We start from the raw sequence: 21,724 nt of genomic DNA, 5'->3' as shown, positions 1-21,724 counted from the left end.
GCCTCTAGACCGGAGTGACGCCGTGGCGACGGCGGGAGAACGCGCGCTCCTTGCCGCGCGCGGCCGCGAAGCGCCGGATCAGCTCGGCACGCAGGTCGCCGGGCTCGACCACGGCGTCCACGACGAGCTCGCTGGCCAGGCGCATGATGTCGATGTCGCGCTCGTACTCGGCGCGGGCTTGCGCGACGAAGGCGGCCCGCTCGTCCGGGTCCTCGATCGCCGCAATCTTGTTCGCATACACCGCGTTGACCGCGGCCTCGGCGCCCATCACCGCGATCTTCGCGGTGGGCAGCGCGATCGTGGCGTCCGGCTCGAAGCCCGGACCGGCCATCGCGTAGAGCCCGGCGCCGTACGCCTTGCGCACCACCACGCAGATCTTCGGCACCGTGGCCTCGGAGATCGCGGTGATCATCTTGGCGCCGTGCCGGATGATGCCCTGTTTCTCCACGGCCGAGCCGACCATGAAGCCGGGCACGTCGGTGAGGAACAGCAGCGGGATGTTGAAGGCGTCGCAGAGCTGCACGAAGCGGCTGGCCTTGTCGGCCGAGTCGACGAAGAGCACGCCGCCCTTGAACATCGAGTTGTTGCCCAGCACGCCGACCACCTCGCCGTCCAGCCGGGCGAAACCGACGGTCAGTTCGCGCGCCCACAGCGCCTGGATCTCGAAGTACGAATTCTCGTCGACCAGGGCCCGCACGTATTTCCGCATGTCGAACGCCTGGCGCTCGCTGGCCGGAACGAGCGCGCCGAGGTCCGCGCCGGAGGGGCCGGCGGCGGTCGCCGAGGGGGGACGCCGGGTCCAGTTGGACGGCACGTACGACAGGTAGGTGCGGACCACGTCGAGCGCCTCGCGCTCGCTCTTGCAGAGGAAGTGCCCGACGCCGGACTCGGCGCAGTGCACCCGCGCCCCGCCCATCGCCTCCAGCGTGGTCTTCTCCCCGGTGACCATCTCGACCATGCGGTCGGAGCCCAGATACATGCTGGCGTTGCCCTCGACCATGGCCACCACGTCGCAGAACGCCGGGATGTAGGCGCCGCCCGCGGCCGACGGGCCGAACAGCGCGCAGATCTGCGGGATCGAGCCGGAGGCCCGAACCTGGGTGTGGAAGATCTTGCCGGCGCCACGCCGGCCGGGGAAGAGGTCGACCTGGTCGGTGATCCGGGCGCCGGCCGAGTCGACCAGATAGATCATCGGCACACCGAGCTGATACGCCCGCTCGATGATCCGGATGATCTTCTCCACCGTGCGGGCGCCCCACGAGCCGGCCTTGACCGTGGAGTCGTTGGCCATCACGCACACCTCGCGCCCGTCGATCCGGGCGGCTCCGGTGATCACGCCGTCGGCCGGCAGACCCTCGGCCAGGCTGTTGGCATAGAGCCCGTCCTCGACGAAGGAGCCTTCGTCGACCAGCAGCGCGATCCGTTCCCGCGCGAAGAGCTTGCCCTTCGCCGCGTTCGCGGCGTGGTACCGCTCCGCGCCGCCGGCCAGCACACGCTTGCGGACCTGCGCCAGCGCGTCACCGTCCATGGAGTCTCCTCGCTCGGGGTCCGTGGCGATCGGGGGAGTTTAACGATCGTTAGGTTAACCCAGATCGCGGAGCGGCGGCAACGACGGACGAGAGCCCCCGCGGGTGCGAGGGCTCTCGTCGTGGGTCACCGGCGCTGTGGAGGAACGCCGGTGCGGTCACCGGCGCCGTGCGGCGGCACCGGTGCGGCCGCCGGGTCGGGGTGGCGCGTCCCGGGCCACCCCGCCGCGGGTCAGCGCAGCGTGAAGAGCAGGTCCAGCCCGCCCAGGCTGCCGGTCATCCGGCCGGTCGAGACGCTCTCGATCACGTCGCGGACGGTGTCGCGCTGGATCTCGCCGTAGCTGTCGTAGTCGGCCCGGCCCATACCGCCGCCGTTGTAGCCGGCGTCGCCCCGGACGCCACCCTTGCCACCGCCACCGTTGTAGCCGGCGTCGCCCCGGACGTCGCCCTTGCCACCGCCGCCGTTGTAGCCGGTGTCACCGCGGACGCCACCCTTGTTGCCGCCGCCGTTGTGCCCGGTGTCGCCGCGGACGTCGCCCTTGTTGCCGCCGCCGTTGTAGTCGGCGTCGCCACGGACGTCACCCTTGCCACCGCCACCGTTGTAGCCGGCGTCACCCCGGACGTCGCCCTTGTTGCCACCACCGTTGTAGCCGGTGTCGCCACGGACGTCGCCCTTGTTGCCGCCCTGGTGGGCGCCCGGGCCGCCGTAGTTGCCGACCGGAGCGGCGCCCTGGCCGCCGCCGTAGTTACCGGCCGGGCCGGCTCCCGGACCGTAGTCACCGCCCGGGCCGTAGTTGCCGCCCGGAGCGGCACCCGGGCCGTAGTCACCGCCCGGGGCGACACCCGGGCCGTAGTGACCGCCCGGAGCGACACCGGGACCGTAGTCACCCCCCGGAGCGACGCCCGGGCCGTAGTTGCCGCCCGGGGCGACACCCGGGCCGTAGTGACCGCCCGGGCCGACTCCCGGGCCGCCGTGGTCGCCACCGAGGCCGATGCCGTGGTCGGCGCCGGGGCCGAGGATGTCACCGGGGCCCGCGCCGATCGGCTGTCCGCACACGTCCGAGAAGTCCGCCCCGCCGTGCAGGCCACCGAGCGAGCTGTCGCAGCCGTTGATCGGGTTGATGAGCGGCGCGGAGTCCGCACCGTTCACGAAACCGATGTTGTTGAAGCCGGCCGGGCTCACGTCCTGGTCGCAGGTGCAGACGTCACCCATGTTCTGGTGCTGGTCCCCGGTGTCCCAGACCGGGTGGGTCGGGACGTAGACCGGCACGTCGTACTGGGCGCCGTGGTCGGCCGCGGACGGGTGGAACACGTTGTGCAGGCTGTCGCCGGCGCGGTCGCCCAGGCTCCCGTGGACCACGTTGTGCAGCACGTCCTGACCGGCCGACGCGTTGCTCTTGGCCGCGCTGGACGGGTGGAACATGTTGTGCAGCACGTCCTGGCCGACCGAGACGTTGCCCTGGGCGCCGATCGACGGGTGGAACATGTCGTGCAGCTTGTCCTGCGCGATCGGGGTGCCGCCCATCGGCAGGCCGCTGTGGCTGCTCACGGACGGGTGGAACACGTTGTGCAGGGTGTCGTACTGGGTGACCGGAACGCCCGCCGGCATCCCGCTGTGGTTCGCCATGGACTGATGGAACGCGTCGCGCAGGCCGTTGCTGGCGCGGTCGCCGAGGGTGCCGTGGAACACGTTGTGCAGGGTGTCGCCGCCGCCGCTGCTGCCGAACGGCATGACCACCGGGACGGCGACCCGGGTGCCGCTCTGCGCGCCGTGGTCGAACGAGGAGATCGGGGTGACCGCGTGGTGGGCGGTCGACGGAGCGAAGCAGGCCTGGGCGACAGCCGGGGCGAGCAGGAGGGCACCTGCGGCCATGATCCCGACGCTCAGAGTCTTACGAACCCACGTCTTCTTCATGTAGAGAGATGCCTTTCAATGGTCAGCAAGGATTTTTTTCGTATTCATGTACTTATTCAGTGCTTTTTTCGGGCACAGCGGCACCTGGCTCGCATTGATCGGCCCCGGCCCCACTCGTCGATGTACGCCCGTGGCGCCCGCGATCCGGCGCCGTGATGTCGCACTCGGGCGCCATCACGATTCGCCGCTTGCCCGCAAACGGTTCGCCGAATCGGCGGGTCCGGCGCCACGGCTGCTTCAGACGCGCCGCGGGGCCATCACTAGTCAGGTGAGACGGTCGGCGCCTCGGCATCGTGCCGCCGTACGTCGACGTCGGGCGCGGTCGCGCAGCGGTGGCAGGCCACCGCGCCGTCCGCGATCGGGCTCGGCAGAACGGCCGACGAACCGTTCTCCGTGAACGCGCCCGGCCCTCCGACCGGGATGCCGCTGACCGCTCCGGGACTCCTCCGTGCGGGCACCGGCCGATCACCGCCGGGCGCTCTCGTCCGGATCGCCTCCGGCGCAACCGGCCGGGCGGCCGTGGCATGCCGGTGGGCGTGTGACCGGGAGCGGGCCTCGGCGCGCCGGACCGGCGAGTCACCGGCCGGGGCACGCAGGGCCCGGGTGAAGCCGCCCGCGCGGGCGGGCGGCGCCGTCGCCACGGCCGTGCCGGTGGCGGCCGGGGGTTCCGGCAGCGCGGCAGCGGGTCGTGGGATCACGACAGCATCGGTCACCGGGGCCGGAGCCTCCGGTGCGCCGGCCGGCAGCGGTGCCGGGCCGGGATCGGCCACGTGACCGGTCGCGTCCCGCTCGTCCACGACCCGCTCCGGGGCCGTGTCCCCGCTGCTGGCGCGCAGCGGCACGGGCACCGGCAGCCGGGCCTGGTCGAGGGTTGCCGCGTCGGTCGCGGGCGCGGTGTCGGTGACCCCGCCGGTGTTCCGTACCGGATCGAACGGTCCGCGGTCCGGTACGGAACGGATCGGTGTCACCACGTGCTGGTGGGTGTTCGGGCCGGGCTCCAGCGGCTGGACGGCCGCCGTCAGGAGCTTCCCGGCCACCGGTTCCCGGGGTGGACCATCCCGGGTCACCGCCGGTCCGCCGCGGTGCAGCGCTTCCGCGCCGCCCGACGGTTCCGCGGCGCCCGGCGCTCGTGCGCTGCCGGGAGTCTCCGCGCTGTCCAGCGCTTCGCCGTTGTCGCGCATCGCGCCGGACAACGAGCCGGTGACCGGCTCGGCGCCGGGTCCCGCGGCGTGCGCGGCCGCGGCGGTGAGCAGCCAGGCCACGCCGGCCAGCCCGCCGATGACGAGTGCACGCAGGACCCACCGGTGACCGGCACGTCCGGCGCGGCGCTCCGGCCGCCGCTCCGCCCCCTGGCTGTGGGGCGGCATGGGCGGGAAGCCGCCGTGGGCGGCCGGCACGGAACGGAGCGCCGCGCGCGGCGTGCGCTCGACCCTCCAGCCCGGCATCGGATCCACCCCTCGTCGTCGACCTTGTGGCTGTCCGAATCCCTTTCGAGGATCAGGCGATATCGGCCACTCGGTACTGGTAACGACGTGAGGAAGCGGAAAGTCACGCGGGCAATTCAGAAAAATGGTTGCCAGAATCGTACGAAAAAATCACACCAGGCGGGTTCGCGGCCCGGCTCGCAGAACACCTGACGGAAGGGTACGACCGACCAGGCGTTCAGCCAGTTCCGCCGCTTCCAGCAACCGATCCAGATCGATTCCGGTGTCGAATCCCATGTCGTGCAGCATGTGCACGACCTCTTCGGTGGCCACGTTGCCGGACGCGCCGGGAGCGTACGGGCACCCGCCCAGCCCGCCGGCGCTGGCATCGAACTCCATCACCCCGAGTTCGAGCGCGGTCACGATGTTGGCCAGGCCGGTGCCCCGGGTGTTGTGGAAGTGCAGCAGGTCCGGGCGTACCTCGGAAAGCAGGTCGCGGACCCGGCGCGGGGTCGCCATGCCGGTGGTGTCGCCGAACGCGATGCGGTCGGCGCCGTCGGCGCGGACCCGCGCGACGATGCCCGCCACCCGCTCCGGCGCGATGTCACCCTCGTACGGACAGCCGAAGCTGGTCGCCACGATCACTTCGAGGGTCCCCCCGGCCGCGTGCACCAGGGGGATCAGCCCGGCGATGTCGTCCAGCGACTCGTCGGTGGAGCGGTTGAGGTTGCGCCGGTTGTGGGTGTCGCTGGCCGAGACCACCACTTCGATCTCCCGGAATCCGGCGGCCAGCGCCCGCTGCGCGCCGCGGGTGTTCGGGATCAGCGCCGAGTACCGGACACCGGGGTCGCGGGTGATCCGCGACCACACCTCGTCCGCGTCGGCCATCTGCGGGATGGCCCTGGGGTGCACGAACGAGACCGCCTCGATCCGGCGCACCCCGGTCCGGCTGAGCGCGTCGATCAGCCGCACCTTGTCGTCGGCCGGGACCGGCTCCTCGTTCTGCAGGCCGTCCCGCGGCGCGACCTCACGAATGCTGACGAAGGCCACGGCTCACCTCACGCTTTCCGCATCCGGGCGACGATGGCGGTGTCGTAGTCGCCGCCGAGGAACTCGGGATTCTCCAGCAGCTCGGCGAAGAACGGCAGGTTGTGCTTGGGGCCGGCGATCTGGAAACCGGCCACCGCGGCACGGGCCTTGGCCAGTGCGTCCGCCCGGTCGGCGCCGAAAACGATCAGTTTCGCCATCAGCGAGTCGTAGAACGGGGTGACCGTGGTGCCCTCGGCATAGCCGGCGTCCACCCGGACCCCGTCGCCGGACGGCTCCACCCAGGTCGTGACCCGGCCGGGGCCGGGCAGGAACCGCTTCGGGTCCTCCGCGTTGACCCGCAGCTCGATGGCGTGGCCCCGGGTCGGGCGGTGCAGGTCGATGCTCGGCTCCAGGCCGGAGGCGATCCGCAACTGCTGCTCGACCAGGTCGGTGCCGTGGATCAGCTCGGTGATCGGGTGCTCCACCTGCAGCCGGGTGTTCATCTCCAGGAAGAAGAACTCGCCGGTGGCCGGGTCGAGCAGGCACTCCACGGTGCCGGCGTTGCGGTAGTTCACCGCCTCGCCGGCCCGGACCGCGGCGTCCAGGATGCGGGCGCGCAGCTGCGGGCCCACCGCCGGCGACGGCGCCTCCTCGACCAGCTTCTGGTTGCGGCGCTGCACCGAGCACTCCCGCTCGGACAGGGCCACCACCCGGCCGTCGGCCAGGCCGAGGATCTGCACCTCGACGTGCCGTACCCGGGGGAAGTAGCGCTCCAGCAGCACCGCGCCGTCGCCGAACATCCGCTCGGCGAATGCCCGCACCTTGCCGAACTCGGTGCGCAGGGCCGCCTCGTCGGCCGCCACGCCCATGCCCATCCCGCCACCGCCGGCGGCCGCCTTGACCATCACCGGGTAGCCGATCTGCGCCGCCGCGGCGACGGCGGCGTCGACATCGGCGACCGGCTCCGCGGTGCCGGGCGCGACCGGCACGCCGGCCGCGGCCATCAGATTGCGTGCGTTGATCTTGTCGCCCATCGCGGCGATCGCGTCGGCGCCGGGTCCGACCCACACCAGGTCGCTCGCCTTGACGGTACGGGCGAACCCGGCGTTCTCGCTGAGGAAGCCGTAGCCGGGGTGGATCGCCTGCGCGCCGGTCGACTTCGCGGCGGCCAGGATGGCCTCGGCATTGCGGTAGCTCTGTGCCGGGTTCGCCGGGCCGATGCAGACGGCCTCGTCGGCCTCGGCGACGAACGGAAGGTCGGCGTCGGGCTCGGAGTGGACCGCGATCGTACGGATGTCCAGGCGCTTGGCGGTGCGGATGATCCGGCGGGCGATCTCACCCCGGTTGGCGATGAGCAGCGACTCGATCATGGGGCTCCCTGTGTGTCGGTCTCCGGCCGGCCCGGTGGGGCGGCCGGTGTTCCGTGGCCGACAGGGTGGCCGGTAGGCCTCCTCCTCGGCCGGGTCGTCTCCGGCGAGGCGCGACGATCAGCGGCCGCGTCCCGCGGGTCCTCCGGTGTGGCGGCGGCCGCTCAGCGGCCGGTCAGGGCGTGCATGGTGGCGTCACGCAGCAGGTCCGCGCGGCGGCGCCGCTCCACCTCGCCGCCCAGGAACGGCGTGGAGTTCATCAGGCCGAACGCGGCGTGCGCGAGCACCCGGGCCTCGGACGCCTCCAGCTCCGGCCGCAGCAGGGTGAGCACGCCCACCCACTCCTCCACGTAGAGACGCTGCAGCCGGCGGATCTGCCGGCGCGGCTCCTCCGGCAAGCGGTCCAGCTCGTGCAGGTGCAGGGCGATCACCGCCGGGTTGGCCAGCGCGAAGTCGACGTGGAAGTCGATCAGGTCGGCGAGGGCCGCCTCCGCCTCGGCCGGGTGCCGGGCGACCCGCTCGCGGCCACCCTCCAGCAGGCTCTCGCTGACCGGGATCAGCGCGGCGACGAGCATCGCCTCCTTGCCGGCGAAGTGGTGGTACAGCGCGGGGCCGGTGACGCCGGCCGCCGAGCCGATGTCGTCCATCGAGACCCCGTGATAGCCGCGGGACGCGAAGAGCCCGACCGCGATCTCCAGGATTTCATCGCGGCGTGACCGCCGCCGAGGCGCCGGCGGAGTGGTCCGGTGCCGCTGATCTACCGTCGTCACGTCGCCACTCTAACGCGCCGCCAGGAGATTGCTTAACGGTCGTTCAGCCTATCGGCTGCCTCCCGGGCCTCGGCGCCCCGCTCGTCCGGCGGCCCGCCGCCCCGGCGCGTCGGCCGGCATCCGGCTGCTCAACGATTCCGGCAGCGCCCGGGTTCGGCGGGGCCCATCAGATCGATCCCCGGGCTTCGGCGCGGCCCATCAGCCCGATCGGTCCCGGACACGACCCCGCCGGACACCACCCCGCCGGGGAACGACCCCGCCGGGGAACGACCCTGCCGGGGAACGACCCCGCCGGGGAACGACCCCGCCGGGGAACGACCCCGCCGGGGAACGACCCTGCCGGGGAACGACCCTGCCGGGGAACGGCGCGGCCCGACGGGCCGCGCCGTTCGGTGAGGAGCTGCGGGTCAGCTGAGCCCGCCGGGCTCCGCTCCCTTGGCGATCGGCGCCCGGACCAGGTTGCCCCACTCGGTCCAGGAGCCGTCATAGTTGCGCACCTGCGGGTACCCCAGCAGGTGGTGCAGCACGAACCAGGTGTGACTGGACCGCTCCCCGATCCGGCAGTACGCGACGATGTCGTCGGCCGGCTCCAGACCCAGTTCGTCCCGGTAGATCTTGATCAGGTCATCGTGCGTCTTGAAGGTGCCGTCGTCGTTCGCCGCCGACTTCCACGGCTTGCTGACCGCGCCCGGGATGTGCCCGCCGCGCAGCGCGCCCTCCTGCGGGTACGCCTCCATGTGCGTCAGCTCGCCGGTGTACTCCTGCGGCGAGCGCACGTCGACCAGCGGCCGCCCACTGGCGATGTGCCCCATGACCTGGTCACGGAACGCCCGGATCTCGGCGTCGTTGCGGACCGGGACCGGGTACTCGGCGGGGCCGCGGGTGGTCTTCTCGCGGGTCAGCGGGCGCCCCTCGGCCACCCACTTCTGCCGGCCGCCGTTGAGCAGCCGCACGTCGCGGTGTCCGAAAAGGGTGAAGACCCAGAGTGCGTACGCCGCCCACCAGTTGAAATTGTCGCCGTAGAACACGATTGTGTCGTCACGGCCGATGCCCTTGGCCTCGCACATCGCGGCGAACGCGGCGGGGTCCAGGTAGTCGCGGGTGACCTGGTCGTTGAGTTCGAGATGCCAGTCGACCTTCACCGCGCCGGGGATGTGGCCGGTGTCGTAGAGCAGCACGTCCTCGTCCGACTCGACGACCACCAGGCCGGGAGCGTCCAGGTTCGCGGCGAGCCACTCGGTGGTGACCAGTTTGTCGGGGTGCGCGTAGGCCTGCAGCGCCTGCGCGGGATCGTTCGGTACGGACATGGTTGTCACGCTAGCCGCTCCTAGTCACCGATCGGGGCGAGCACCGGTCGCTTCGCCGTGACGAGATCACCGGACGAGCGGCCCCGCAGGTGCCGGCCCACCCAGGGCGCCAGGTGCTCGCGGGCCCAGCGCAGGTCGGAGTTGAGGGCGAGGCGCCACGGCGTCGGCTGCGGAGCCGGCGGCACCAGCATCCACTCCTCCTCGACGCCGACGCCGAGCGCGTTCAGCACATGACCGGCGACCCGCCGGTGCCCGATCTCCGACAGGTGCAGCCGGTCGTCGCTCCACATGCTGCGGTGCAGGTAGGCGTCGTCGGCGAAGAGATCGATCAGGTAGGCCCCGTGCCGCCGCGCGATCTCCCGGGTCCCGTCGTTGAGAGCGGCCGCCCGCGGCCCGATCATCCGCTGCCCGCCGGGGATGTGCACGGCGACGTCGGCGAACCGGAAGAGGATCACGTCAGCGCCGGTCGCGCGGATCCGGGCGATCACCGGATCGATCCTCTCGACCAGTGACTGCGGGTCCACCCGCGGCCGGAGCAGGTCGTTGCCGCCGGCCGCGAAACTGACCAGATCGGGTTTCATCGCGAGGGTCGCTTCGAGCTGCTCCTCGATCACCTGGTCGAGGAGCCGGCCGCGGATCGCCAGGTTGGCATATCCGAATTCCGGTCCGGAATCGACCGCGAGGCGGGCGGCGACCAGGTCGGCCCAGCCCCGGTAGGTGCCGTCCGGATACTCGTCGCACATCCCCTCGGTGAAGCTGTCACCCATTGCCACGAAGCTGCGCCAGGCCATCAAGCCCCCCTAACGTCTGTTCAGCTGTGGTTGCCGGATCAGTTTTCCACCGGACAGCTAATTAGCGGAACGTGACGCTGGCGACACTTAGATAACCACGTGAATTAGTTCTATCCCGTCCCTATGCTCCTTGTCCATGCTGCTTCGGATGTCCACGCTCCTGCTCAGGACCCTGCGCGAGGAGCCGGCGGACGCGGAGGTGCCGAGCCATCGACTCCTGATGCGTGCCGGCTTCATCCGGCGCGCCGCCCCGGGCGGGCACACCTGGCTGCCGCTCGGCAAGCTGGTGCTGGACCGGGTCACCGCGGTGGTCCGGGACGAGATGGCGGCCGCCGGTGGCCAGGAGGTGTCCTTCCCGGCGCTGCTGCCCCGGGAGCCGTTCGACCTCAGCGGCCGCTGGACCGAGTACGGCGACGACATCTTCACGCTGCGGGACCGACGCGGCGCCGACCATCTGCTGGCGCCGACGCACGAGGAGATGTTCACCCTGCTCGTGCAGGACATGACCGGTTCGTACCGGGACTTTCCGCTCCTGCTCTTCCAGATCCAGACCAAGTTCCGCGACGAGGCACGGCCGCGGGGCGGCCTGCTGCGCGGCCGCGAGTTCCTGATGAAGGACGCCTACTCGTTCGACCTCGACGACGACGGCCTGATTGCCACGTACGCCCGGATGCGCGCCGCCTACCAGCGCGTCTTCCAGCGCCTCGGGCTGGCGCACACCATCGTCTCGGCGGTGTCCGGCGCGATGGGCGGCTCGGCCTCCGAGGAGTTCCTGGCCACGGCCGAGGTCGGCGAGGACACCTTCGTCGGCTGCCCGGGCTGCGGCTACGCGGCGAACACCGAGGCCGTGGTCACCCCGGTGCCGCCCGCGCCGCCGGTCCCGGCGCCCGCTCTCGCCGTGCACGACACGCCGGACACCCCGACCATCGCCGCGCTGGTCGAGCTGGCCAACCGGCGCCGGCTGGAGGGACGCGACGACTGGACCGCCGCCGACACGCTGAAGAACGTGGTGGTCACCGTGCACCGTCCGGGTCACGAGGACGAGGTGGTGGCGATCGGTGTGCCCGGGGACCGCGAGGTCGACCTGACACGGGTGGCGGCCGCGCTCGCCCCGGCCACCGTCACCCTGTTCGACGACTTCGATTCCCGCCCGGACCTGGTGAAGGGCTACATCGGTCCGCAGGGTCTGGGAATCCGGTACCTCGCCGATCCCCGCGTCGCCCCCGGCACCGCCTGGCTCACCGGCGCCAACCGGGCCGGCCGGCACGCCACCGGCGTGGTGGCCGGCCGCGACTTCACCCCGGACGCCACGATCGAGGCCGCCGACGTGCGGGCCGGCGACCCCTGCCCGGCCTGCACCGGCGGCACGCTGACCATCCGGCGCGGGATCGAAATCGGCCACATCTTCCAGCTCGGCCGGCGCTACACCGACATCTTCGGGGTCGAGGTGCTCGGCGCCGACGGCAGACCGGTCCGGCCGACGATGGGCTGCTACGGCATCGGGCTGTCCCGGGCCGTCGCGGCGATCGCCGAGCAGCACCACGACGAGCGCGGGCTGATCTGGCCGGCCGCGATCGCGCCCGCCGACGTGCACATCGTGGCGGCCGGACGGGACGGCCAGGTGGAGGCCGCGCTGTCGCTGGGCGCGACGATGGCCCGGGCCGGGGTCCGGGTCCTGGTCGACGACCGGCCGAACGTGTCGGCCGGGGTGAAATTCACCGACGCCGAGCTGATCGGTATCCCACGGTCCGTCGTGGTCGGCCGCCGCTTGCCGGAGGGGTACGCCGAACTGCGCGACCGTCACTCGGGCGAGCGGCGGGAAGTGCCCCTTGTGGACATCGCCGGTGTAATCACCGGAACACTGGGGTAAAGCGACGTTTCAACGGCGGGAGGGCAGAGGCATGGCCAGACTGGTGGCTGACGCGATGACCCGACAGGTCGTCTACCTACCCGAGGACACCCCCCTCGACGAGGCCGCGCAGGCCATGCGGGACCGCGGGATCGGGGACGTCGTGGTGACCCACGGGCCGACCATGGCGGGCATCGTGACCGATCGCGACATCGTGGTCCGGGCGATCGCCGAGGGGCTGTCCCCGACCACGACCACGCTCGGCGCGATCGCCTCCCGCGAGCTCATCATGATCGAGCAGAGCGCCACAGTGGAGGAGGCGGTCCAGGCCATGCGTACCCGGTCGGTCCGCCGCCTCCTGGTGTGTGACGCCGACCGCAAGGCGGTCGGGCTGATCAGTCTGAGTGATGTGGCACTCCTGCCGACCTCGGCCGCCGCCTGAGCCACTCGCGTAGGTTGGTTTTCGTGACCGACATGCCGCCGAAGCTGGCCGAGATCGTCGACGAGTTCGCCTCCGCACCGCGTGAGGTGGTCCTGGAGATGCTGCTGGAGTTCTCCGACGCGGTGCCGCCGCTGCCGGCCGCGCTGGCCGGGCACGACGGCATGGAGCAGGTGCCCGAGTGCCAGACCCAGTTCTTCCTCAAGGCCGAGGTGCAGCCGGACGCCACCGTGGCGACCTGGTTCGACTGCCCACCGGAGGCGCCCACCACCCGGGCGTTCGCCGGCATTCTGGCCGAGGGCCTGGCCGGGGCGTCCGCGACCGAGATCCTCGCCGTGCCCGATGATCTCTACGCGCGGATGGGTCTCGCCCAGGCGATCAGCCCGCTGCGCATCCGGGGCGGCACGGCGATCCTGGCGCGCCTCAAGCGGCAGATCACCGAGCAGGTCGGTTAGCGCCCGTTCCGGAGGCCGACGCTCGGCCGGTTCCCGGAGCCCTCACCTCAGGGTCCGGTCGCCCGATCCGGGCTGCTCCGGACGGCCGGTCCCCGGACCGGCGCCAGGATCCCTCACCCCAGGAGTCCAGGGTCACCCCGACCCGGACTCCTCCGGACGGCCGGTCCCCGGACCGGCGCCAGGATCCCTCACCCCAGGAGTCCAGGGTCACCCCGACCCGGACTCCTCCGGACGGCCGGTCCCCGGACCGGCACCAGGATCCCTCACCCCAGGACCGCCGGGTCATCCCGACCCGGGCTCCTCCGAACGGAGAAACGTGGATATCCAGATCTGGTCCGATGTCGTCTGCCCGTGGTGCTACATCGGCAAGCGGCGGCTCGAGAACGCGGTGCGCGAGTTCGGCGGGGACGTCACGGTCACGTACCGGGCGTACCAACTGGATGCGTCGCCGGTGCCCCAGCCACTCCCGATCAAGCAGGTGATGACCGAGAAGTTCGGCGGCACCGAGCGCGCCGAGCAGATGTTCGCGCACGTCGCCGGGATCGGTGCGGACGAGGGCCTGGCCCTCGACTTCGACCGCGCGCTGGCGGCCAACACGTTCGCCGCGCACCGGCTGATCGCCTGGGCCGCCGGACAGCAGCGTCAGGCCGACATGCTCGACGCGTTGCAGCGGGCCCACTTCACCGACGGCGTCGACATCGGCTCACTGCCGGCGCTCGCCGGATTGGCCGGCTCGATCGGACTCGACGCCGGCGCCGCGCTGGCCTACCTCGAGTCGGACGCCGGCACCAGCGCCGTCGAGACCGATCTTGCCGAGGCGAAGGAGTTGGGCATCACCAGCGTCCCCACCTTCGTCATCGACGGGAAGTACGCGGTGCAGGGCGCGCAGGACACCGCCACTCTCGTCGCCGCCTTCGAGGAGATCGCCCGCCGGGAGGCTGTCGACGTGGGTCGATGACGTTTCACGTGAAACGACATTGACGAGGATGATCATGTTTGGTGCGTCCGGTCGGCGGTCGCACCTGAGGCGCCCGGAGCGGTCGGCCAACCCCTGCGATGGGTCCTCGATCCGACTGGGTTGGCGTCCGCTGCGCGCTCGACCGGCCGGAGTCCTCACAGAACTCTCGGCCCGCCGGGTTGGTCCACGGTCACGCTGGCAGGTCAGCGCCGGCGGCGGCCGGGTGGGCGCCCCTTCGCGGGCTTGTCCTCTCGCCCAGTCTCTGCCGCGGGTGGCCGACCTCTTCGCTTACCCGCCCGGTCCACTCGGCCGCCGCTGGTGGCCGGCTCCTTCGCCCATCCGGCCCGCGCCGTCACTGCTGCGAATGGCCGACCTCTTCGCTGACCTGCACCGCCCAGCCGGCCGCCGCTGGTGGCCAGCCTCTTCGCTCGCCCGCCCGGCCCACTCCGTCACTGCCGGGAGTGACCAGTCTCTTCCCGGGTTCGTCCTGCTGACTAGGCCGCTGCCGCTAGCAGTCGACCTCTTCGCGGAGCCGTCATTCCAACGGACCGGTCCGGAGTCGTCATTCCACCGGACCGGTCCGGAGGCGTCATTCCACCGGACCGGTCTCCCGTGCGTCGACACCTCGGCCGGGTGAGGACTCCTGTCCACGTTCCCCATCCGGCCGGACGTGCCCGGACAATCTGTGATCCACCGAGTCGATCGCTATTACGTGCTGCCCGACCGGTCAGCTGATCTCTTTCGCCAGACCTTCGATCACCTGAGCGCCCGGCAGAGCCCCCAGAGCCGGGCCGGCCACCGCGATCTTGCTGTGCCGGACGCCGGAGCCCACGATCACGTGCGGGGCCGCGACCACCCGGGAATCGACCAGCACCGGCCAGTCGGCGGGCAGCCCGATCGGGGTTATCCCGCCGTACTCCATGCCGGTCAACGACACCGCCTCGTCCATCGGGGCGAAACTGCATTTGCGGACGTCGAGGTGACGGCGGATCATCCCGTTCACATCGGCCCGGGTCGTGGCGAGCACCACACAGGCGGCATATCGGGTCACGTCCCCGCGGCGACCGGCGACGATGACGCAGTTGGCGGACTCGGCCAGGGTGATGCCGTACGCCTCACAGAACGCCGCGGTGTCCGCCAGTTCCGGGTCGATCGGCGCCACCAGCACCTGGTCGGCGTCGATCGGGGCGTCATCCGGCCAAACGGCGAGGGCCTTGGCCACCGGCGCGGCGAGCAGGTCGGGGCGGGACTGGGCGGATTCGGTCTGCAGGCTTCCCATCACGCCCGCCATCATCACTCCGAACCTGGCCCCGCAGCCACCCGCCGCGCCTTCACCCGGCCGTGACCCAAGACTTCCTCATCACCACCACATGCCCCCACGAGCGCGCCCCGTCAGTACCGTGCCACAACCGCCTCACCGACCGGCCACCAGAGGCAGCGCGGGCCACATCCGCCTCACCGACCGGCCACCAGGCACACCGCCCACGCACCGTGCGCCAACGGCTCCGCCATCCGCCAGCAGACCGCCGGACGCTCGCACACCGAACCGGCCGTCGGCCGCCCGTGATCACAGACCGCCGCGCCGCCCGCTCATTACCTCGTCCCCAGAACATCACCAGGCAGCGATGCGTTTGAAAGGACCGCCATTCTCAGCACACCGTCGGTATCCCCTCTCCGCCTTCCGTTCGGGCGGCCTGACCCATCCTCCCAACGGTCCAACCGCACGCTTTCCAAACGGCCCAACCGCACACTTTCCCACCGGTTCAACGGCCCGCTTCCCCGACAGCCCAACCGCCCTTTCCCAACGGCCCGGCCACGCCCTTTTCTGGCGCCGCGATCATTCCCCACCGCTCCCTTCCAGATCCGCACCTCGAATCCGCGCCAGTCCTTTCGGCCAGCCCGGACCGTCGGCATCCGGCATCCGCCGCTCAGGTCTTGGCGGATCATGCCGATGGCTGGGGTTGTGGGGGAGAGGATGGTTCCGGAGCGCCGCACAGCCCGAGTCGGCACCGTCAGCGGTCTCGCGCTGATGACCGGTGCCACCGCCATGGCCGCGGTCGGCGGTGGACATCATTCCGTCTTCGCGACAGTCCTGCTGGCCCTGCTGGCACTGGGCATGGCGCACGCGTTCACGGTCGAGATCCGGCGGCAGGCGCACCGCCGCGCCGGCCACTGGTGCCGTCATGACATGGTCAACACCGTGCTGCTCGCCGGATGGGCGGTGGGCTCCTTGGCGGTCGCGGTGCTGCCGTATCCACCGGTCCCGGTCCGGGCCCTGGGCCTCCTGCTCACCTTCAGCTACGGCGCGGCCTGCGCCTACTTCGTCGCGGAGCGCCGCCGCGCGATCGCCGTCTCGCTCCCGTCCGCGTCGGCGGTGTCAGGCTCCTCGCCGGTGTGATTGCTGTGCCGCTCGGCCGGCGCCATCGTCGGGAGCACCACCATCAGGGGCGGTACCGGCACGCCGTTCGTCTCGATCGGCAGCTCGGGCACCGGCAGCCAGTCGAGCCCGAGCGGCTCCGGCCCGGTCCCGTCGTCGTGCCCGGCCCGCGGCTCCCCGTCGGCCACCGACACCGCGAACACCGATGTCATACCGGACGGATACGGCATCTCCAGCACATATCGCAGGTCACTGACCACCAGCCCGGTCTCCTCGAAGACCTCGCGCCGCACCGCCTCCTCGGGGGTCTCGCCGGGCTGTAGCCCACCACCGGGCAGGGTCCACCATTCGCCGCCACCGGATCGCCGGCTGCGCTCGTGCACCATCAGCACACGGCCGTCCCGCACGATCACGGCAGCCGCCCGTCTTCGTTCGCTCACGAATCGCAGGCTAACCGGCGCCATGGTCCCGCGCAGTCCAGCCGCACTCCTCTGTGGATAACCGGCAACCACCGGGGCCGACCCGCCCTCGGCCGGACTCGCCGGGCGCTGACCAGCGGATATGTCGTCCCACCAGCAAGATTGCCGCGGACCGGGCCCACAGAACCGGCTGGTAAACCGTGATTGCCGCCTCGGTGGCGTCTATCACGTCCGGCCCCGGAGCGAAGCCGATGGCGGGACGGCCATGCTCCCCCTTGCCGGCGTCCAACCCATCATGATCACCAGTTCTCGCGGCCATCCGCCCACGATCCGGCCCCGCGGCAACCGCTTGCAGTCTCCTCCCGTGATCAGGCCGCGGCGACCCACCCGGCCACACGCCCGCACCGCACGGGTACCTGACGACCTCAGCCATGTGCCTGGGCCAGCTCGTCCTGCCAGTCCTGCCCCAGCCATCCGGCGACCGCCTCACTCCACCCCTGCGGGAGTCGACGGCAGCGCACCGGAGCAGCGGCGCCATTTCGGGATACCGGCCAGCCGACGCGCCCCGGCACGTGCCGGCTGACCGCCCACCGGCAACCGGTACCGCCGTCTGGACCGAACGCACATGCTCACTCAGCGCAGAGGGCCGGCAAGCGACCGAGATTGCCCGGCGAAAGCCAGCCTCACCTCCGGATCACCGGCCACAGCACAGCATCGGCCGACGCCGCAGCCGACTCCAAAGCATCCAGCCCGCTCCGCCGTACAACGCGCCGCGATCCAGAACGGCACGCCCAGCGGGACTGCGCTCACCGGAACCCCGGGGAGATCCAGCTCGGAGCCCGGAGCTGCTACGCCAGTGGACTTGCCTGAACAGGTGCGCACACAGCTGGAAGCCCCGGACGGGAGCGGTCCGAAGCCCGGGCACGGCCGAACCCCTGTCGGTGTGCTGATCAAGCCGGCTTCGGGGGGCCGCACCCATCGGCCCACGTCGCCGATCGTGCCGGAGACCTACCCCGGCCGAGCCGGGACCGCCGCTCCGATTCGCCGGAGAGATGGCTGGAAGTGTGCCGCAGCCGGTGGATCCCGGCTTCGCGTCTGGCCCGTGAGAGGCCGTGAAGAGTGGAGCCCAGGGGACTTGAACCCCTAACCCCCGCCTTGCAAAGGCGGTGCTCTGCCAGTTGAGCTAGGGCCCCGGTAAGCGCCTCAGCGCAGATCGGGAGCGGTGGTGGCCTCGTGCCACAGCGCGCGCTCGTCGCTGGAGGCCTTGACCTTCTTGACCACCAGTGCAGCGGCGCTGACCACAGCCGCCACGACCAGAAGCTTCTTCAGCATCGACTACCCCCAAGTCCGGGAACGCAGACGCACAAGACTAGACACGATCAGGCCGCACCGCGATCCAGGACGCCACGAGTGTCGCATCCGCGACAGCGGCATCCACCGACCGCCAGAGACATGACGGGCGATCCTTGGTCCGCTGTCCGCGGACCGGGATCGCCCGATCGCCCGTGGGGCTAGCTGGAATCGAACCAGCGACCTCAGAGTTATCAGCTCTGCGCTCTAACCGACTGAGCTATAGCCCCTCACTTGCGGACTGAACTTTACTGCATCGGGTTGCGAGCCACCAAAGCGGGGGTGGCCCACAACCCGATCAGCTCGTCAGTCCCGTTCGGCGAGCGTCAGCTCGATGCCGCCGACCAGATCGGCGCACACGTTGTAGATGAACGCCCCGAGCGTGGCCAGCGCGGTGAACAGCACGACGTTGACCGCGCCGATCAGCATCGACGTACCGATCACGCCCCAGGCGGTGATCCGGAAGCCGGAGGAGGTCTCCGTGCCGCCGCTCGCGTTGACCAGGTCCTGCAGGCTGTCGTTGATCGAGGTCCACACACCCATCGTGTCCAGTGCCAGGTAGAGCACCGAGGTCGCGACGACCACCACGATGAAGAGCACGATCGAGACCGCGAACGCGAACTTCATGACGGACCACGGGTCGATCCGCTTGAGGTTCAGCCGGGCCCGTCGCGGGCCACGCGCCGCGGCCGAGGAGACCGCGGAGCGCGCCGAGCGGACCGCTTCGGAGACTCGGGCAGCCCCGACCGCCGAGGTTCCGCCCGCACCGGACGGAGCCGCCGACCCGCCGGCCGGCGCGGTGCGCTGCTTGGCCGCACCGGGCGGGGTCACCGTGGGCGCGCTGCCCGCGGGGCGTGCGGCCCCCGTGACGGAGCCGGAGGCCGTCCCGGGACGCGCCGAGGCGCTCCCGGGCGCGGCGCCCTTGCCCTTGGTCACGACCGGCACGGCCGCCGACGCCTTGGCCACGGCAGGGCCGCCGGACCGCTTCGCGTCGGCCGCGTCCGTACCGGCGGCGGGTGGTTCGCCGGGCGGCGGGGCCATGCCCGGCGCCCTGGTGAACTTCGGCGGGGACGGGGCATCGGCGGGGACAGCGGCGCGCCCGGCGGTCTCGCGTCCGTTCGCTGTGGCGCCGTCCTTCTTCGCCGCATCGTCCGGAGTCGCTGAGCTCCCCGGGCCCCCCGACTTCGCCTGTGTCTCCGGCATCAACTAGTCCTGTTCGTCAGGCTCGTCGGCATTGCGAGCAAGCGCCACGATGGTTACACCTTCAGGGAGGTCCATCAGCTTGACCCCCATTGTGTTCCGATCCCGTGTGCGCCGTACAGGCTTCACGGGAGTCCGGATGACACCACCATTGCTGGTGATGGCAAACAGTTCATCCTCCGGGCTGATCACCAGAGCGCCGACAAGTCCACCACGACGTTCGGTGATCTTCGCGGTGAGCACCCCCTTGCCGCCACGCCCCTGTACCGGATATTCCTCGATCGGCGTCCGTTTGGCATACCCACCGTTGGTGGCAACCAACACATCCATGCCCTCGCGCACGACCTCCATGGCGAGGAGCTCATCGTTGTCGCCGAACCGCATACCGATCACACCGGACGTCGCCCGCCCCATCGGTCGCAGCGCCTCGTCGGTCGCGTTGAACCGGATCGCCTGGGCGTGCTTGGACACGAGCAGGAGGTCGTCCTCCGGCGCCACCAGAGCCGCACCCACCAATTCGTCATCCTCCCGCAGGTTGATGGCGATAATGCCACCGCTGCGGTTGGAGTCAAATTCGTCGAGGCGGGTCTTCTTCACGAGCCCATTCTTAGTGGCGAGCACAAGGTAGGGCGCCACCTGGTAGTGGGGGATCTGGATGACCTGCGCGATGTGCTCGTCCGGCTGGAAGGCCAGCAGGTTCGCGACGTGCTGTCCCTTCGCGACACGGTTCGCTTCGGGAAGTTCGTACGCCTTCGCCCGATAGACCCGGCCCTTGTTGGTGAAGAACAGCATCCAGTCGTGTGTGGAGATCACGAAGAAGTGCGAGACGATGTCGTCCTGGCGCAAGGTTGCGCCGCTCACGCCCTTGCCGCCGCGCTTCTGCGATCGATACATGTCGACCTTCGTGCGCTTCGCGTAACCAGTTCGTGTGATGGTCACCACAACGTCCTCGCGCGCGATGAGGTCCTCCATGGAGACCTCGCCGTCGAACGGGATGATCTGGGTACGCCGCTCGTCGCCGTACTTCTGCACGATCTCGCCGAGCTCCTCGGAGACGATCGCCCGCTGCCGCTCCGGCTTCGCGAGGATGTCCTTGAGGTCGGCGATCTCCAGCTCGATCTTCGCCAGCTCGTCGATGATCCGCTGCCGCTCCAGGGCGGCCAGGCGGCGCAGCTGCATGTCGAGGATCGCGGTGGCCTGGATCTCGTCGACGTCCAGCAGCGTCATCAGACCCTGGCGCGAGTCCTCCACCGTGGGCGACCGCCGGATCAGGGCGATGACCTCGTCGAGCATGTCCAGCGCCTTGGCCAGACCGCGCAGGATGTGCGCCCGCTCCTCGGCCTTGCGCAGACGGAACGCGGTCCGCCGGCGGATGACCTCGATCTGGTGCTCGACGTAGTAGCGGATGAACTGCGCGAGGTTCAGCGTGCGGGGCACGCCGTCCACCAGCGCCAACATGTTGGCGCCGAAGGTCTCCTGCAGCTGGGTGTGCTTGTAGAGGTTGTTCAGCACCACCTTGGCGACCGCGTCCCGCTTGAGCACCAGGATCAGCCGCATACCGGTACGGCCGGAGGACTCGTCACGGATGTCCGCGATGCCGGTGAGCTTGCCCTCCTTGACCAGCTCGGCGATCCGCTCGGCGAGGTTGTCCGGGTTCACCTGGTACGGCAGCTCGGTGACCACGAGACACGGCCGGCCCCGCGGGTCCTCCTCGACCTCGACCACCGCGCGCATCCGGATCGAGCCGCGGCCGGTCCGGTACGCGTCCATGATCGCCGACTGCCCGACGATCAGGCCGTACGTCGGGAAGTCCGGGCCCTTGACGATCTCCAGGAGCGCCTCGAGGGTGGTCGCCTCGTCCGCCTCCGGGTGGTCCAGGCACCACTGCACCGCCGCCGCGATCTCCCGCAGGTTGTGCGGCGGGATCTTGGTCGCCATCCCGACCGCGATGCCCTCGGAACCGTTGACCAGCAGGTTCGGGAAGCGCGCCGGCAGGATCGTCGGCTCCTGGGTACGCCCGTCGTAGTTGTCCTGCATGTCGACGGTGTCCTCGTCGATGTCCCGCAGCATCTCCATCGCCAGCGGGGACAGTTTCGACTCGGTGTAGCGCATGGCCGCCGGCGGGTCGTTGCCCGGCGAGCCGAAGTTGCCGTTGCCGTCGATCAGCGGGTACCGCAGCGACCACGGCTGTCCCATCCGGACCAGGGCGTCGTAGATCGACGAGTCGCCGTGCGGGTGGTAGTTGCCCATCACGTCGCCCACCACGCGGGCGCACTTCACGTATCCGCGGTCGGGCCGGAAGCCGGAGTCGTACATCGCGTACAGGATCTTGCGGTGCACCGGCTTCAGGCCGTCCCGCACGTCGGGCAGCGCCCGGCCGACGATCACGCTCATCGCGTAGTCGAGGTACGAGCGCTGCATCTCGACTTCGAGGCCGACGGGCTCGACGCGCTGGGTCACACCACCGCCGGTCTCGTCCTGGGGTTCGTCGCCGCCGGGGGGCTCGGGAGTGTCAGTCACTGTTAACCCTTACTCAAGGTGAAACCAG

At 70.9% G+C, this 21,724-nt stretch carries 18 protein-coding genes and 2 tRNA genes; 5 read left to right on the top strand and 15 right to left on the bottom strand.

All coding sequences use genetic code 11. The features are described 5' to 3' along the window. Positions 1-4: 4 nt before the first annotated feature. The 8 genes from ACTEI_RS00135 to ACTEI_RS00100 all read right to left on the bottom strand — a co-directional run bounded on the left by ACTEI_RS00135 (position 5) and on the right by ACTEI_RS00100 (position 10,129). Positions 5-1,528, bottom strand: coding sequence for an acyl-CoA carboxylase subunit beta (locus ACTEI_RS00135; protein ID WP_122975774.1), 1,524 nt, complete (start codon positions 1,526-1,528; stop codon positions 5-7). A 230-nt stretch (positions 1,529-1,758) separates the two neighbouring features. After that, entirely contained in the window at positions 1,759-3,399 is a 1,641-nt protein-coding gene (locus ACTEI_RS00130) for a hypothetical protein (RefSeq protein ID WP_122975773.1), read from the bottom strand. Between the two features lie 302 nt (positions 3,400-3,701). After that, the gene (locus ACTEI_RS00125; protein ID WP_145830786.1) at positions 3,702-4,886 is read right to left on the bottom strand and encodes a hypothetical protein; all 1,185 of its coding nucleotides are present in this window, start codon (positions 4,884-4,886) and stop codon (positions 3,702-3,704) included. A 150-nt stretch (positions 4,887-5,036) separates the two neighbouring features. Next, the gene (locus tag ACTEI_RS00120; RefSeq protein ID WP_122975771.1) at positions 5,037-5,915 is read right to left on the bottom strand and encodes a hydroxymethylglutaryl-CoA lyase; all 879 of its coding nucleotides are present in this window, start codon (positions 5,913-5,915) and stop codon (positions 5,037-5,039) included. An 8-nt stretch (positions 5,916-5,923) separates the two neighbouring features. Continuing rightward, the gene (locus tag ACTEI_RS00115) at positions 5,924-7,264 is read right to left on the bottom strand and encodes an acetyl-CoA carboxylase biotin carboxylase subunit (protein ID WP_122975770.1); all 1,341 of its coding nucleotides are present in this window, start codon (positions 7,262-7,264) and stop codon (positions 5,924-5,926) included. Between the two features lie 161 nt (positions 7,265-7,425). Beyond that, the gene (locus tag ACTEI_RS00110; protein WP_122975769.1) at positions 7,426-8,031 is read right to left on the bottom strand and encodes a TetR/AcrR family transcriptional regulator; all 606 of its coding nucleotides are present in this window, start codon (positions 8,029-8,031) and stop codon (positions 7,426-7,428) included. A gap of 407 nt (positions 8,032-8,438) precedes the next feature. Then, a complete protein-coding gene (locus ACTEI_RS00105) occupies positions 8,439-9,338 on the bottom strand; it encodes a sulfurtransferase (RefSeq protein WP_122975768.1) in 900 nt (299 codons plus the stop codon). A gap of 20 nt (positions 9,339-9,358) precedes the next feature. Beyond that, positions 9,359-10,129, bottom strand: coding sequence for an SGNH/GDSL hydrolase family protein (locus ACTEI_RS00100; RefSeq protein WP_122975767.1), 771 nt, complete (start codon positions 10,127-10,129; stop codon positions 9,359-9,361). 136 nt (positions 10,130-10,265) lie between these two features. Between ACTEI_RS00100 and ACTEI_RS00095 the strand changes: the two genes are divergently transcribed. From ACTEI_RS00095 to ACTEI_RS00080, 4 genes are all read left to right on the top strand, one after another. Then, positions 10,266-11,999 (top strand): proline--tRNA ligase, encoded by a 1,734-nt coding sequence (locus tag ACTEI_RS00095; protein ID WP_122975766.1) that lies wholly within the window; start codon positions 10,266-10,268, stop codon positions 11,997-11,999. A gap of 31 nt (positions 12,000-12,030) precedes the next feature. After that, positions 12,031-12,420: a CBS domain-containing protein gene (locus ACTEI_RS00090; RefSeq protein ID WP_122975765.1), complete on the top strand. Its 390-nt coding sequence runs from the start codon at positions 12,031-12,033 to the stop codon at positions 12,418-12,420. 23 nt (positions 12,421-12,443) lie between these two features. Further along, complete coding sequence (locus ACTEI_RS00085) at positions 12,444-12,872, top strand: SufE family protein (protein ID WP_122975764.1); 429 nt, start codon at positions 12,444-12,446, stop codon at positions 12,870-12,872. A 316-nt stretch (positions 12,873-13,188) separates the two neighbouring features. Then, positions 13,189-13,830 (top strand): DsbA family oxidoreductase, encoded by a 642-nt coding sequence (locus ACTEI_RS00080; RefSeq protein ID WP_122975763.1) that lies wholly within the window; start codon positions 13,189-13,191, stop codon positions 13,828-13,830. A 727-nt stretch (positions 13,831-14,557) separates the two neighbouring features. Here the strand turns inward: ACTEI_RS00080 and ACTEI_RS00075 are convergent. Next, complete coding sequence (locus tag ACTEI_RS00075; RefSeq protein ID WP_122981825.1) at positions 14,558-15,109, bottom strand: YbaK/EbsC family protein; 552 nt, start codon at positions 15,107-15,109, stop codon at positions 14,558-14,560. A gap of 750 nt (positions 15,110-15,859) precedes the next feature. Here ACTEI_RS00075 and ACTEI_RS00070 point away from each other — a divergent pair. Next, positions 15,860-16,228, top strand: coding sequence for a hypothetical protein (locus tag ACTEI_RS00070; protein ID WP_239082210.1), 369 nt, complete (start codon positions 15,860-15,862; stop codon positions 16,226-16,228). Here ACTEI_RS00070 and ACTEI_RS00065 read toward each other — a convergent pair. The 6 genes from ACTEI_RS00065 to gyrA all read right to left on the bottom strand — a co-directional run bounded on the left by ACTEI_RS00065 (position 16,147) and on the right by gyrA (position 21,696). Further along, on the bottom strand, positions 16,147-16,647 hold the full coding sequence (locus ACTEI_RS00065) for an NUDIX domain-containing protein (RefSeq protein WP_275412242.1): 501 nt from the start codon (positions 16,645-16,647) through the stop codon (positions 16,147-16,149). The two genes, ACTEI_RS00070 and ACTEI_RS00065, sit on opposite strands and share 82 nt — an antisense overlap. Before the next feature lie 1,099 nt (positions 16,648-17,746). Next, positions 17,747-17,819: transfer RNA gene (locus ACTEI_RS00060), tRNA-Ala, on the bottom strand. A 10-nt stretch (positions 17,820-17,829) separates the two neighbouring features. Next, the gene (locus ACTEI_RS37660) at positions 17,830-17,958 is read right to left on the bottom strand and encodes a DLW-39 family protein (RefSeq protein WP_211344344.1); all 129 of its coding nucleotides are present in this window, start codon (positions 17,956-17,958) and stop codon (positions 17,830-17,832) included. Positions 17,959-18,132: 174 nt separating this feature from the next. Then, positions 18,133-18,206, bottom strand: a tRNA-Ile gene (locus tag ACTEI_RS00055). Positions 18,207-18,282: 76 nt separating this feature from the next. Further along, positions 18,283-19,179, bottom strand: a complete 897-nt coding sequence (locus tag ACTEI_RS00050) for a DUF3566 domain-containing protein (RefSeq protein WP_122981824.1) — start codon at positions 19,177-19,179, stop codon at positions 18,283-18,285. Positions 19,180-19,182: 3 nt separating this feature from the next. Next, positions 19,183-21,696, bottom strand: a complete 2,514-nt coding sequence (gene gyrA / locus ACTEI_RS00045) for a DNA gyrase subunit A (protein WP_122975761.1) — start codon at positions 21,694-21,696, stop codon at positions 19,183-19,185. Positions 21,697-21,724 lie beyond the last annotated feature (28 nt).

The sequence above is a fragment of the Actinoplanes teichomyceticus ATCC 31121 genome, assembly GCF_003711105.1.
GTDB lineage: Bacteria > Actinomycetota > Actinomycetes > Mycobacteriales > Micromonosporaceae > Actinoplanes > Actinoplanes teichomyceticus.
Note: the sequence above shows the minus strand (reverse complement) of the source record. Positions and strands in the feature narration are given on the sequence as shown.

Coding starts and splice junctions, on each gene's coding strand:
- ACTEI_RS00050 (WP_122981824.1), bottom strand. CDS start 19,179: ATGCCGGAGACACAGGCGAAGTCGGGGGGCCCGGGGAGCTCAGCGACT.
- ACTEI_RS00125 (WP_145830786.1), bottom strand. CDS start 4,886: ATGCCGGGCTGGAGGGTCGAGCGCACGCCGCGCGCGGCGCTCCGTTCC.
- ACTEI_RS37660 (WP_211344344.1), bottom strand. CDS start 17,958: ATGCTGAAGAAGCTTCTGGTCGTGGCGGCTGTGGTCAGCGCCGCTGCA.
- ACTEI_RS00090 (WP_122975765.1), top strand. CDS start 12,031: ATGGCCAGACTGGTGGCTGACGCGATGACCCGACAGGTCGTCTACCTA.
- ACTEI_RS00070 (WP_239082210.1), top strand. CDS start 15,860: ATGACCGGTGCCACCGCCATGGCCGCGGTCGGCGGTGGACATCATTCC.
- ACTEI_RS00095 (WP_122975766.1), top strand. CDS start 10,266: ATGCTGCTTCGGATGTCCACGCTCCTGCTCAGGACCCTGCGCGAGGAG.
- ACTEI_RS00135 (WP_122975774.1), bottom strand. CDS start 1,528: ATGGACGGTGACGCGCTGGCGCAGGTCCGCAAGCGTGTGCTGGCCGGC.
- ACTEI_RS00100 (WP_122975767.1), bottom strand. CDS start 10,129: ATGGCCTGGCGCAGCTTCGTGGCAATGGGTGACAGCTTCACCGAGGGG.
- ACTEI_RS00075 (WP_122981825.1), bottom strand. CDS start 15,109: ATGGGAAGCCTGCAGACCGAATCCGCCCAGTCCCGCCCCGACCTGCTC.
- ACTEI_RS00105 (WP_122975768.1), bottom strand. CDS start 9,338: ATGTCCGTACCGAACGATCCCGCGCAGGCGCTGCAGGCCTACGCGCAC.
- ACTEI_RS00115 (WP_122975770.1), bottom strand. CDS start 7,264: ATGATCGAGTCGCTGCTCATCGCCAACCGGGGTGAGATCGCCCGCCGG.
- ACTEI_RS00130 (WP_122975773.1), bottom strand. CDS start 3,399: ATGGCCGCAGGTGCCCTCCTGCTCGCCCCGGCTGTCGCCCAGGCCTGC.